10 protein-coding genes, 1 tRNA gene and 1 pseudogene are annotated in these 13,520 nt (G+C 34.3%); 4 read left to right on the top strand and 8 right to left on the bottom strand.

What is annotated here, in order from left to right; genetic code table 11:
* Positions 1 to 732 precede the first annotated feature (732 nt).
* The 3 genes from G468_RS0105320 to G468_RS0105310 form a co-directional block, all read right to left on the bottom strand.
* Positions 733 to 809 (bottom strand) — tRNA-Pro (locus tag G468_RS0105320).
* Between the two features lie 74 nt (positions 810 to 883).
* Positions 884 to 2,629, bottom strand: a complete 1,746-nt coding sequence (gene yejM, locus G468_RS0105315; RefSeq protein ID WP_026822246.1) for an LPS biosynthesis-modulating metalloenzyme YejM — start codon at positions 2,627 to 2,629, stop codon at positions 884 to 886.
* A 20-nt stretch (positions 2,630 to 2,649) separates the two neighbouring features.
* Entirely contained in the window at positions 2,650 to 2,877 is a 228-nt protein-coding gene (locus G468_RS0105310; protein ID WP_026822245.1) for a DUF1414 domain-containing protein, read from the bottom strand.
* Positions 2,878 to 3,135: 258 nt separating this feature from the next.
* Between G468_RS0105310 and yejK the strand changes: the two genes are divergently transcribed.
* Entirely contained in the window at positions 3,136 to 4,140 is a 1,005-nt protein-coding gene (gene yejK / locus G468_RS0105305; protein ID WP_026822244.1) for a nucleoid-associated protein YejK, read from the top strand.
* Between the two features lie 78 nt (positions 4,141 to 4,218).
* On the opposite strand, the gene rplY is transcribed toward yejK, so the two are convergent.
* Both rplY and radD read right to left on the bottom strand, forming a co-directional pair.
* Entirely contained in the window at positions 4,219 to 4,500 is a 282-nt protein-coding gene (rplY, locus tag G468_RS0105300; protein ID WP_026822243.1) for a 50S ribosomal protein L25, read from the bottom strand.
* Positions 4,501 to 4,705: 205 nt separating this feature from the next.
* Positions 4,706 to 6,463, bottom strand: a complete 1,758-nt coding sequence (radD, locus tag G468_RS0105295; RefSeq protein ID WP_026822242.1) for a DNA repair helicase RadD — start codon at positions 6,461 to 6,463, stop codon at positions 4,706 to 4,708.
* Positions 6,464 to 6,726: 263 nt separating this feature from the next.
* Between radD and rsuA the strand changes: the two genes are divergently transcribed.
* The 3 genes from rsuA to G468_RS0105280 all read left to right on the top strand — a co-directional run bounded on the left by rsuA (position 6,727) and on the right by G468_RS0105280 (position 9,460).
* Entirely contained in the window at positions 6,727 to 7,419 is a 693-nt protein-coding gene (gene rsuA, locus G468_RS0105290; RefSeq protein ID WP_026822241.1) for a 16S rRNA pseudouridine(516) synthase RsuA, read from the top strand.
* Positions 7,420 to 7,458: 39 nt separating this feature from the next.
* Complete coding sequence (locus G468_RS0105285; RefSeq protein ID WP_026822240.1) at positions 7,459 to 8,646, top strand: Bcr/CflA family multidrug efflux MFS transporter; 1,188 nt, start codon at positions 7,459 to 7,461, stop codon at positions 8,644 to 8,646.
* Positions 8,647 to 9,106: 460 nt separating this feature from the next.
* Entirely contained in the window at positions 9,107 to 9,460 is a 354-nt protein-coding gene (locus tag G468_RS0105280) for a YejG family protein (RefSeq protein ID WP_026822239.1), read from the top strand.
* A 3-nt stretch (positions 9,461 to 9,463) separates the two neighbouring features.
* Here G468_RS0105280 and mepS read toward each other — a convergent pair.
* The 3 genes and pseudogenes from mepS to mtr all read right to left on the bottom strand — a co-directional run bounded on the left by mepS (position 9,464) and on the right by mtr (position 13,333).
* Positions 9,464 to 10,009: pseudogene (gene mepS / locus G468_RS19765) on the bottom strand (bifunctional murein DD-endopeptidase/murein LD-carboxypeptidase).
* Positions 10,010 to 11,364: 1,355 nt separating this feature from the next.
* Complete coding sequence (gene yeiP, locus G468_RS0105260) at positions 11,365 to 11,937, bottom strand: elongation factor P-like protein YeiP (RefSeq protein ID WP_026822237.1); 573 nt, start codon at positions 11,935 to 11,937, stop codon at positions 11,365 to 11,367.
* Between the two features lie 151 nt (positions 11,938 to 12,088).
* Complete coding sequence (mtr, locus tag G468_RS0105255) at positions 12,089 to 13,333, bottom strand: tryptophan permease (protein WP_026822236.1); 1,245 nt, start codon at positions 13,331 to 13,333, stop codon at positions 12,089 to 12,091.
* Between the last annotated feature and the right edge of the window lie 187 nt (positions 13,334 to 13,520).

The following is a 13,520-nucleotide window of genomic DNA, read 5'->3' as shown; positions in this document are numbered from 1 at the left end:
GAGCATTCAAGCGATTCTACTTTTTGTACAACATGATGATGTTGTTTGCCAAAGTAATGAGCTACATCGTCAGTTGTAGTGATCGCTTTACCATTATGAATAGTAACTTTAGGGGTGATAGTGGATAATTGAAGTGTCATAAGACCTCCATTGATAATCTGAATTTACCACCACCTAGAGGTTTCGAATCTCGTTGGGTGGTGAACTGAACAGGGTTCGAAACTACCGCGATTATCAGACGGCCAGCTTTTCAGCTGCCCTATCCAGCTCACCATTGAATTGTGGCTAGATTACGACATTAAAAAACACGCTCACGGCGTGCATTTGTCGTGGATTCTTAAACGAGCTGTGAAACCCGACATCTGATTTTGTAGATGCAAGTAAACTATAGCGCATGATTTCTTCTTTCGTCAATGGGTATTTAAACCAGTTCCTTTGTTGTTGTTTCCATATCGGCAACGAGTAGCTCTCAGATTTTCTAAGTGTGTTTTCGTGCGTTACACCCCAAAATAAATAAGAATATTTAATATATTTAGAGAAAATTTTTATAAGTATGACGACTAGCAAGCACTTTATAAAAAAGTAGTTTGATTGCATAAAATTGTCTAAGAAATTGTGTTTTTTTTATCATTTTTTGGCGGGGTTTTTCCCCCCTTTTTCCCTAGTTTTTCCCCCTACAAATTCGAGGCACAAAAAAACCAATCATAACTAATTGGTTTTCTTGGTAAAAGCTGGTCGGCATGAGAGGATTTGAACCTCCGACCCCCGACACCCCATGACGGTGCGCTACCAGGCTGCGCTACATGCCGATACAGGTTCGCTATACTACCGTTTTTTTGGTTAAAATCAATAGCAAGTGCTACGACTGCTTGATTTTTAAGCATTAATTAATATTGAAGCGGGTAGACTCGGCAAAAGCTCTTAGCAGCTGAGTCAAATCAGGTTTTTCACCTTTTATTTTGTTGCCTTGATCATCAAAGATATAAACCTCTCCATTTTGATGTAGATAAAGGGTTTTATTGGAATAATTCATAATCAATACATGTTCATCGCCTGATAAAACCCAAGGTTGGTTACGTTTAGGGGTGAAAAGATCTTCACCTTGAGAATAGTCTTCCGGTGAATTATCAACATAAAGTAAACGTTGCATTAAGGTAGTCATAATATCTTGATGACTGGTTAACTTATTAATTTGTTGTGGTGGGGTATTAGGCCAATATACCCATAAAGGCACCTTTATTTGTTTAAGATTGAATTTACCGTTAGTGAGCCATTTTGTTGTTTTATTTGTTTCTGTATTGCCACTATGGTTTGCCGTAATGACGATAACCGTATTGCTTAACATATTTTTTTGTTTTAACGCAGCAAGAATACGTTCAATTTCATAATCTAATTGTACTTTATTGTCACTTTGCGACTTATGATTATCAAAGCCATTGATATTGAGAAAAGAGAACCATCGGGTATCACTTTGTATATTACTTAGCCATTTAACCCATTCGTTGGTGGTTTGATAATCATTACCTGCACTATGTTCGGGTAATGAATAATCTGCCAGAATTGCATGACGGAAAAGTGGCGAGCTAAATCCATCTGATGAAAACAGACCAAATTGGTAGTTGTGATATTTTAATGCTTCAATCAAAGCGGAGGGTGTTCTGCTATTAAGAATACTATCCAAATAACTAGGCGATAACCCATAGAATAGACCAAATAGCGCAAATTGATTTTGAATACCTGCACTGAGATGCTGATTGAATTGGGTACTATTTGCTTTAACAGTATTTAATGTTGGCATACCTTCAATGGTATCTTGATAGCTAAGGTTATTAACAACAAGCAACAATAAATTATACTTTGGTGTTTGTTTTTGGTAGCTAAGTGGTTTAAGTGGATATTCAATAGACAGTGCTGAAGGATTGCCTTCTTGTTGTATTTTGCGTTGATATTCCGCTTGATCGAGATAACCGTAACGTTCAAGAAATTTTCGCGCTGTCATTGGATGAGATAGCGGATAGTTCGCTCGTTGCATAGTTATTGGACGATAAAAATTTGCATCAGCCCAAATATACATTAAATGTGAAGCAATAAATGCCGTGATGAAGATACCTACCAAGGGTTTTGTGAATCGTTGACGGTTTAGGCTACGTAATTTTTGCCAACTCCAGGTAGCAAATAACATCTCAATTAAGAAAATGATGGGCACACAAATAAACATCAGTTGCCATTCTCGTGCCATTTCGCCGTTTTTAGGATTTATTAATAATTCCCATAGTAATGGCGTTAAATGTAGGTTATAGCGCGAAAAAAAAGTGATATCAAAAATGAGAAAAGTCAGTAAGGTTGTGCTAAGAATGGTGTATAGAAATCTTAATAGTCGCTGTGAACCGATAATGAACGTGATAGGAAAGATAATTAAAAGATAGCAGGCAAAAATAACAAAGCTAAAATGCCCAAGCCAACTAACAATAGCATAAATACGGCCGAATAACGTATTCGGCCAATCAAAAACAAACAGATATCGGCTACTTAATACTAAACTGAGTACTATATTAAATAACGTAAACCAGTGTCCCCAGCTTATCATTTGGGAGACTTTTTCACGATAGTTTCGAGAGTTGGTCGCCATGTTTTAATTTTATCTGCTGATTAGTGAATTTTTTCTTCATTAACGGAAGAAAGTAACGCCTGAGCGAAAGATTCGGCAATAGTTTTACGCTGAGTCAGTGTAACCGTTGTATTAATTAAATTTGTTACCATGTTACCTAATACTATCAATGATAGATTAGTTGGTGCTTTATGTTTTTCTAGCACCTTAACTAATTCTAGGAGTAGATGTTCAATTTGCTCATCACTATAACGGGATGATTGTGGCATAATAAAAATCCTGAATGAATAAAGCGTTATATTTTAGCGTATTGTTGCGTTTTTTGCTGTAGTTGTTTTGTCTAATTTAACAGGATAATTTCACTTAGTAATATTTTAAATTAACCCGTTTCCATAATTTATAAATCTTATTATATGCCCATAATACAAAAATGTTATATCAATAAATACCAATTTGGCCGCGGGGAAAGGTTATCGATGTTTGAATACCATTGATCTTTATGCCATAAAGAAAATAAGGAGTAAATGATGAGTCTGGATATTTGCCAGATTGCTTTACATCAGTTGATAAAACGTGATGAACAAACACTAGAGGTTGTGCTGCGTGATTCTTTATTAGGCACGGATAATATCGTGCATGAAATGATGGCAGAATTGCATCGAATTTATGGCGCTAAAAGTAAAGCCTTTGCCACTTTTAATCAAGCGAGCAAATTAGCTGAAGCATTAGTTTCTTTAAGAAAAGGAGATGAAAACTTTTTGGGATTTAGTCGTGCGGCAACAATTCGTTTGCGGGATGAACTGGCAAAATATCCATTTGCAGAAGGTGGGGTGGTACTGTTTTGTCAATATCGTTATTTAGTGGTAGATTACTTATTAATAGCCATATTAAATAGCTGTAATAGTATGTTTGTTAATGATAATTTAGAATTAAACACTACTCATTATCTTGATATTCCGCATGTAGATATTGTTGCTCGCATAGACTTGACTGAATGGGAAAGAAATCCTGCTTCCGAACGTTATTTAACTTTTTTAAAAGGACGTGTTGGGCGTAAAATATCTGATTTTTTTATGGATTTTCTGTCAGCTAGCGAAGGCATGAATACTAAAATACAGAATAAAGGATTACTGCAAGCCGTAAATGATTATTGTGATTCTTCTGAGTTAAACCAGGCAGCAACGCAGGAATATCGACAGCAAGTTTATCGTTATTGTAATGAGCAACAACAAGCCGGAGAAGAAATTGAATTAAAGCGCTTATCAAACGAGTTACCCGCTTTAGGAGAGCAGAATTTTGTTGAATTTACTCAACAAAATGGCTATCAATTGGCAGAAAGTTTTCCACCAGATCGTACGACTCTCAAACAATTAACTAAATATTCAGGTAGTGGCGGTGGCTTGACCATTAACTTTGATGCTTTGTTATTGGATGAGCGTGTTTTTTGGGATCCGGCAACGGATACTTTAACAATTAAAGGTACACCACCGAACTTACGTGAGCAATTAGAGCGTAGTAAGAAAAGCCGTTGATGATGCTGAAAAACAAATAACGCCGCAAGGGCGGCGTTATTGATGATTGGCTTAGTAAAAAAGCGCAATTTTGCGTTATTAAACCCGCAAGAAATCGATATGGGTTAGTTTAGGCTTAAACGGATGACGCTGAACCGCTTGTACTTTAACTTTGGTTTTTTTGCCGCCCACCACCAGTGTTAATACTTCATAAAACTCTGGCTTGCTTTCTTGGTTGATAACTTCATCATGGTTGAGTTCAATAGAAACGGGCTCTTGATCACCACCATAGACGATAGCCGGTAATTTGTTGTTTTTACGCAGGCGGCGGCTCGCACCCTTACCCTGCTCTTTGCGGATTTCTGCATTAATAGTTAGCATGATTTGTTCTCATAATGTAAAAAGACTCTGCGACAGGCGACCCAGTAGCAGATCTGTTAATAAAAACTTGTTAGTGATTGCTAATCAAGCGGGCGGCATTTTAACGAAAAAAACGCGCTACAGCAAATAAAGTTCCTAATTTTAGGAATTTATATTCCTTTAAGGAACAACAGCTAGATAACAAAGACAAATGGCAATCATTATACTAATAGAGGTCGTCAGCCAGACGATACTTTCCTTGGTAGTCAAAAATTTTTTCTCTTATTTGCCAAAACCGGTTTTGTTTACGTGCGATAACAAAGTTAGGATGACGTAATCTTGTCTTTTGACGTAAGATATCGGCCGCAGTTTGCCATTGGAACGGAAGGCCTGGAGCTCGCTGGTGTAGCAACAGAAAACGTTGTTGAAAGATTTTGCGCTGAGCTGACGTTGTTAATCGAAACAGTTCTGAGACGTTGCTACCATCTTCATCGTAGTAAGTGACTTTTAACCATTCTCCTTTCTTATCATGTCCGGCAGTCAGTTGCATGCCTCCGCAGCGAAGGATCAGGGAATTTTTCAATTTTAACGCTGTTTTTAACATATCATCCGGATCAACTAAAATTGCCTGACATTGATGACAACGTCGTGCTGCAATGTCATTTTCAGCACCACAGTCTGGACATTGTTTAAAACGAAAGCGAAATTGACACTGTTTTTTTTGTCCGTTGTGCTTTTCTTCCCAGCCTTGGCAACGACGGCCATAATGCTCAATGATTTGACCGTCTGAATCGTTTTTTCCCCAGAATAGATTAGCAAAATGACAAAGTGGGCAAAAAACTTGAACGGGCACGTTTTGTGGATCACTTTTGGGGCTACCAATTTCTGGCATATAAAGATCATGGGGATTTCCTGCGTAATCAAGAATAATGCATTGACTTTTGTTCGGAAATAGCCTTAGTCCGCGACCAATTATTTGTTGATAGAGGCTCACTGATTCAGTGGGACGTAAAATAGCAATCAGATCGACATGAGGGGCATCAAAGCCAGTGGTTAAGACCGATACGTTAACTAAATAGCGAATTTTTTGTGCTTTAAACGCATAAATAGTTTTTTCACGGGCTCTTGCTGTCGTCTCTGCGCAAATCAATGCTGCTTCGTCATTAGGTAATAATGCCAAAATTTCTTTGGCATGCTCAACGGTAGCGGCGAAGATCATACAGCCCTGACAGGAACGGGCATATTCAATAATTTGCTTAATAATCAGGGGAGTGACTCTTTGCTGACGTTTGATTTCCTGATTTAAATCTGCGTGATTAAAAATGCCTTCTTGGCTTAGGCGCAATTGACTAAAGTCGTATTGAATAACCGGCATATCTAGGCGTTTAGGTGGCACAAGATAATGATTTTTTATCATATACCTTAACGGTAATTCATAAATACAATCGCGAAAAAAACAGTTTTCATTGCCTTTTATCATACCATGGTAGTGATACTGATATATCCAGCCTTCCGACAGACGATAAGGTGTTGCCGTTAACCCTAAAACACATAAATTAGGGTTATTGTGTTGCAATTTTTGAATGATTTGTTGATATTGACCATCGTTATTGAGACTGATACGGTGGCATTCATCAATAATTAACAGTGAAAAAGGGGTATTAAAATCCGCTAAATTTTTTGCCACAGATTGTACGCTGGCAAAAATAACTTTATTTTCATTTTGTTTTTTATTAAGTCCGGCGGCATAAATATCAGCAGTTAATCCATAGGAGTGGTATTTATTATGGTTCTGTTCAACAAGTTCTTTTACATGGGCTAATACCAGTACTCGTCCTCGGGCCAATCTAGCTAATTCAGCAATTACAAGACTTTTTCCTGCACCGGTAGGTAACACAATGACCGCCGGTTCTTTATGGCCGCGAAAATAGTTTATTGCTGCATGAACGGCATCTTGTTGATATGGTCTTAGCGTAACTATCATGATTATTGACTAAAATATTAAAATAAATAACAAGTAGATTAGCATTTTTCGCTTATTCATATTGAAGTAATCTATATTAAAAATAAAATCTACTGTAGCAAGCTATATCTTCTCTAACAAGTTATTGATATAATTGATTGCGTTATAGTTATTCACGTTACTTATTATCAGCGTTGTATAAAAGCAATGATTGTAATCATCCAATGATTTAGCATAATAATACATATGCATTCTAACCCTTTCATATAGATTTAAAAATTATGATGCGCCTCGATAAGTTTTTATCTCAACAACTAACAATCAGCCGTGGCTTGGTCATACGAGAATTACGAGCAGGAAAAGTTATGGTTGATAATGAAATAATAAAAACCGGCTCTTATCAAATTACGCCTGAGATGATAGTTAGCTATGACGGTGTCGTATTGCAACATATTATCGGCCCGCGCTATTTTATGCTGAATAAACCACAAGGTTATGTTTGTTCTACGGTAGATAGCGTAAACCTAACAATTTTATCGTTTATTGATGAACCTGCTATAACAAAGTTACATATTGCTGGCAGATTAGACATAGATACAACCGGGTTAGTGATTATAACTGATGATGGTAAATGGACACATAAAATGATCTCGCCAAAACATCATTGTGAGAAAACTTATCTTGTCACATTGGCACAACCGGTTTCAACTGAGCTAGCGGATAAGTTTTTAGCAGGGATATGGCTTAAAGGTGAAAAATTACCCACAAAGCCCGCAAAGCTATCGATAGTTTCATCAAAGCAGGTGCGCTTGACAATTAGTGAAGGCCGGTATCATCAAGTCAAAAGAATGTTTGCAGCGGTGGGTAATCATGTTTGTGCACTTCATCGTGAGCGTATCGGTGGTATTTATCTTGATCCAGCATTAAGGGCTGGTGAATATCGTTCTTTAACACAAGAAGAAATCAAAACTATTTAAATTATATTTTTTACTTTCTCTATTTGGGAGTATGTTAGTATGCAACGTCAGCGTTCCTCTTATTTCAGCCTAATTCTAATTTTAGGCCTTATATCCATGTTGATGCCATTAGCCATTGACATGTATTTGCCTAGTTTACCATCGATTGCAAAAAGTTTTAATGTTGATACCGGTCAAGTTCAGATGACTTTAAATAGCTATATTTTCGGCTTTGCAATAGGTCAACTGTTTTATGGCCCGATGGCAGATAGTATAGGGCGAAAGCCTGTGATATTGGGTGGCGTGATCATTTTTGCAATTACTTCAGGGATTTGTGCTCTAGCCAGTAATATTGATCAATTTATTTTTGTCCGTTTTTTACAAGGATTATCGGCTGCAGCAGCAAGTGTTGTCATCACTGCTTTGATGAGAGATATGTTTAGTAGTGATGAATTTTCACGTAGCATGTCTTTTGTTTTGTTAGTCATGACAATCGCGCCATTATTAGCACCGATTTTAGGTGGTATGGCGATGATTTGGTTTTCCTGGCATGCTATTTTTTGGATTATTTCTTTAGCCGCAATCATAGCGGCTTTATTAGTTACTTTTTTTATTCAAGAAACTTTACCTAAGGAAAAAAGGCAAAAATTTCATTTACGTAATACTATAAAACAAATTTTCACCTTGTTCCGTGCTAGACAAGTCTTTTGCTATATTCTTGCTAGTGGATTTTCCTTTGCTGGGTTGTTTTCATTTTTAAATACCGGACCGTTTGTATATATTGAATTAAATGGGGTTTCACCACAGCATTTTGGTTATTATTTTGGCTTAAATATTGTTTTTTTGTTTTTACTGACTACGCTTAATAGCCGTTATGTACGCCATTTTGGCGCATTGAAAATGTTACATATTGGCTTAACACTGCAATTTATTATGGGGATGTGGCTGATTCTTAGCACTATATTGGACTTAGGTTTTATTCCTATGATATTTGGTGTTGCTGTTTATGTTGGTAGTATTGCTATGATCTCTTCTAATGCAATGTCTGTCATTTTAGATAATTATCCCCATATTGCTGGAACAGTTTCATCTTTAGTTGGCACAATACGTTTCGGTATTGGCGCATTTTTTGGTTACTTGCTTTCTTGTTTCAAAACAACGACAGCTTGGTCGATGGTAGGATTTATGGGATTATGCGTTTGTCTTGCAATGGGGTTTGTTTTATTGGCTAATTACAGTAAAGATTAATATAATTAGAATTACTTATCTATTTTATAAAAAATAGGTTTTATTAGTGTTATGTCGTTATTTAAATACGTTTTATTAATATGGACTCAGTGTAATTTCTTATCTTTTACTTCGATAGCAACCACAATTTAGATAGGCTCAAATCATGAGCCTAACAGTTTATTCATTATTTTATCTTTTATTACTGCTTATTTAAGCTAATTGGTTGATATATGGCTTTTTTATAAAAATCAAATCAAAAATTACAGTTTCGATAGAAAGATAATATATTTTGTTAACTTTATTAACATATTTTGTTTTGTTTAAGCTAGATTTTTATATTACAATAACAAAAATTTATCATATTAATATGATGTAAAATGCCAAGATAAGTATAAAATAGCTTGATAAGTTAGTATGTTAAGTTATTTTTTTACTTAAATAGAAAAATAATATAATTAATTACAATATAGGGTTTTTAGTGGGTAATTTTAAGTTATCTGTCATTCATCGTTTACCTCAAAATTATCGATGGTTAACAGGGCATGCAGGTAAAAAAATTGAGGTAATGCCTGATAATATATCCAGCTCCAAGTCTAATATATTAATTGGCTTTAAAGTGCTTTGTTATGATATTAGTGATAATTTGGCGGTGTTAAAATATCTAAGTTCAGCTTTAGATGAAATGCAAATTGCTAATGATTTACTTGAATGGCAAGGTCAAATTTGTCTTTTTATTCGTTATGAAGATGAAGGTTTAGCGACTTGTCATTTTAAGACAGCAGGTGTAGCTATTGCGGAATCAATAACGCTACCTTGTTGTTATTCTCATTAGATATTAGTTTGTATCGATGATTCGACGAGCGGCATAATAACGCTTACTCCAATAATCATCATTTATTGCAGAAACGGTGACACCACTACTTGTTGATGCATGGACAAATTTATCATTACCAATATATATACCGACATGTCGATTAGTTGAGCCAGTTCTAAAAAAAACGAGATCGCCAGGGCGTAAATTTTGTTGCTTGACCCAGTGGCCGGTATATTGTTGTTCGTTTGTTGAACGAGGTAAATCAACACCAAATTTCTCACTAAAGATACGTTGGGTAAAGGCTGATCAATCAATACCTTTCTTAGTTGTACCACCAAAACGGTAAGCAACACCTCTCCAGTTTGCATACTGCTCTAAAATTTTTGTTTTAATTTCCACATTGCGTACTAATTGCTCAAACTCAGCTTGTGATACCTGATAAAGTGAGTTAGATTGTGTTTTATATAGCGATGAATTTGGTGAATTACAAGCGGATAGCAATAAAGGAATGACTAGTGCCGGAATAGGCCTCATACAGTATTTCAGTAACGGTTGAAGTTTTACCATTATTGATTTATCCCTTGTTTATCCTTATGTGGATTTTTGCCATAAAGTAAATTTAAAGATATTTTATTTTTCCAGTTGAAGGCTAAAATATCAACGCTATTGTTAGTTATATAAATGCATATGATTCAACAGCTTTTTCAAATACATTGATATGTTAAACATAACAAGTTTATACAAGGAAATAAAAAATGGCGAGTTTTCTTGTATTAATTTACAAAAAAGCAAATTTTTTATTTAAAAAAATAGAGATGATGAAGATAAACTTATTTCATAAAGGGTTTAATATTTGCGTTAAGTATACTATTAAGACCGTAAGATTATTGGTGATTAGCAATGCAAATTGGCGAATTAATAAAAATTTATGTTAAATTGGTTAACAATATCTTATTGATAGAGGGTTATTTTTTTGTTAAATATTTTAATAAAAGTGAGTCTGTTATTTAAATAATTTAGTCTATTTTTCAGTAGCAGAAAATTATTTAATTCTATATAAATATAGAAATTATTATTTTAAAAATTTGCGCTAATAAGTCGTTTTCATTTTACTCGTTAAATTTTTGATTTTATAAGTCAGATATATGATATTTATCATATTAAACTAGTAATTCTGATGCCTATAGAGTAATAAATTCAAATAGTATTAAATTAGTATGATTAATACATAACAAATATCTTAATAAAAAAGAGTAATAAGGTATTATCTTAAAAGCAATAAAATAGTAAATTTATTATTACATAAAAACTATGTTATGTGGAATTTTGCGGTTAGCAATATTTTATGTTTCAACCAAATATTTAGTTATAGTTATAGGTGTAAATGTAATTTTACTAAATCATTAGCAAATTCACCGCAATTACTTAATAAAAATATTCAATAGTGATTATATTTAATGATCAGGATTAAACTTTTTATGATTTTACATGAAAAATATGCAATGCTCTGCCTAAGAATAAGCTTCCCTGTTATTTAAATAAGAATTTTTTGTTTATACTCGCATTAATTTTATTATCTCACGTTTATAGTGAGATACTGGGGAGGTAATTCATTTTTATGGTGCTATTACTGCATCAACTTGTCAAAATATTGTAAATGATAATATGTTAGAAACAAATTATTGGCATAAATCTGGCAAAGTGGTAATTCGGAAGGTAAGTATTAATTCATTAATAAAAGAGCGACAAAAATCATTCGCTAAATATGGTGAAATGCATTTTTTGTACGTTAATATAAGCAAAATGCAGGGCATGCTGGAAATTAGCTATCATTAATTTTATTTTCAAGTGAGTCACTTTTATTTTTTATTGGTATAACTGCTCTTTAATTAAGAGCAGCTATTATTTAATTTTTATCGGTTTTAGTCACAACGCCCCATATAACGGCGTTCTGCAATATGAATGCGAATTTTTTCACCAATTGATAAATATTCAGGAACTTGTATTATTAGCCCAGATGCCATCATAGCTGGTTTTGTTCTTGCATTAGCTGATGCCCCTTTGATACTTGGTGCTGTTTCTACAATTACCATATCAACAGTTTGGGGAAGTTCTAACGCGATAGCTTGGTTATTCATTACTAAAACTTGCAAACCAGGGATCCCTGAGGCAGTAAAAAATAAAAGTTCTTCTTCTATATCTGTTTTTTTAAAATTGTAAGGAGTGAAATCTTCATTATCCATAAAGACATATTCATCAGCATCAACATAAGAAAAACTTACTGCCCGATGAGTTAAATGGATTGTTTCTAGATTATCATCGCCTTTAAAACGTTCTTCAACTTTTTGTCCGGTTCTAATATCAGTAAAACGCATTTTGTAGAGGGTGCTGGCGCCTCGTGCGCTTGGAGTTTGAATATCAATATCTTTTACTAATAGCAATTTACCATTGAAGTTTACTGCGTAACCTTTTTTTATTTCATTGGCTCTAGCCATATGAATTCCTTTCATTAAATAATTATAATCCTAATTTTATAATAAAATTATCTGTAGTTAGAATATAAAGTAATGCTTAGTAAAAATTATGCCCCATAACAACTAAGATCACAAAGTATGAGGCGTTGAAATTAATTTAAGCAAAGATAAGCTACTTATATACAGGCAAAATATTAAATAGTGCCAAAATATGAATAACTGCGTTAATCAAGCCGAATAATATGACAAAATAAATTAATAGATTACCGCCAGGCGCATGATAAACAGCTTGCGGGAATTTTTTCCGGCTAGCTTTAGCCATCATTGCTGGCACTATGACTGCCCATATAGTTGCAGCTAGACCAGCAAAACCAATCGCATGTATAAAACCATCAGGATAGTATAAAGCTAAAAGGGTAGGCGGAATAAAGGTTATCAAAGCGGATTTTAAGCGGTCCCGATTATTATCTTTAAATTTGAAAAAATCGGCAATGAAATCAAATAGTCCAAGTGTAACGCCTAAAAAAGAACTCGCAAGTGCCATATATGAAAACAGATTTAAACACTGTTTTACAATATTGTTATTGATACTGTGATTCATTTGTTTTAATAGCGAGTCAACATTGCCACCTTCAGTAATGATTTGTTTAAAGGTTGTACGAGGTATATTACCTTGAATAGCATATTGCCATAAGATATAAATGACTAAAGCAATAAGGGTGCCATATAACAAACTACGAACAACGGCTTTACTTTCCTTATGGTAATATTTTACTAAACCGGGTACATTACCATGGAAGCCAAAAGAGGTTAGTAAATAAGGTAAAGCAATAAATGCATAAGGTAAATAATCCGTATCCAGGCTATTTTGATTGAATAAGATAGTCGATGAAACGCTACTAAGCATGCCACTCACAGACATAATAAAAGTAATAACCATTCCACCAATTAGAATTGTACTTAGACGGTCAACGGCTTTAGTTGATAGCCAAACTACGAAAGCAATCAATAAACTAAACAATAAACCGGCAATAGGATGATTGATGGGTATGATCTTATTAAGATTATGTGTAATGATCGAACCACCGGCTGAAATATAAGCATAAGTTAAGATATAAAGAACGAATGTAATAGAAATGCTATTTAGTAAATTCCAGCGTGCGCCAAGTAAATCTTTTACCATAGTATGAAAGCTGGCACCGCAAGGGTAATTCATGTTGGCTTCTAAGATCATTAAACCAGAAAAAAACATACATGCCCAAGTATAAACTAATAAAATAATTGAGCCTGTAAACCAAACGCCTGAAGTGACAATAGGAATAGAAAACATACCGGCACCTACAGTTGTGCCTGCAATTATCATGGCACCACCAAGTAAGGAAGGGCGTTTAAAATTTTGAATTACATCACTAGCCATTATTGCCTCTGATATTATTGTTTTTGTGTACTAGCATGATGATACATGATGTATGATATTTAAGTAAATTAATATTATTTCCAATTATGAAAATTGTTTTTAATCTTAGTTTTAGAATGTCGTGCTTGGTCAATTTTTGTTTTGATAAATTAAGCAGTGACTTCCATTTAAGCTATTGATCTGTTTT

The sequence above is a fragment of the Arsenophonus nasoniae DSM 15247 genome (genome assembly GCF_000429565.1).
GTDB classification, from domain to species: domain Bacteria; phylum Pseudomonadota; class Gammaproteobacteria; order Enterobacterales; family Enterobacteriaceae; genus Arsenophonus; species Arsenophonus nasoniae.
The sequence above is the reverse complement of the archived record's forward strand: the minus strand, read 5'-3'. Positions and strand labels throughout refer to the sequence as shown.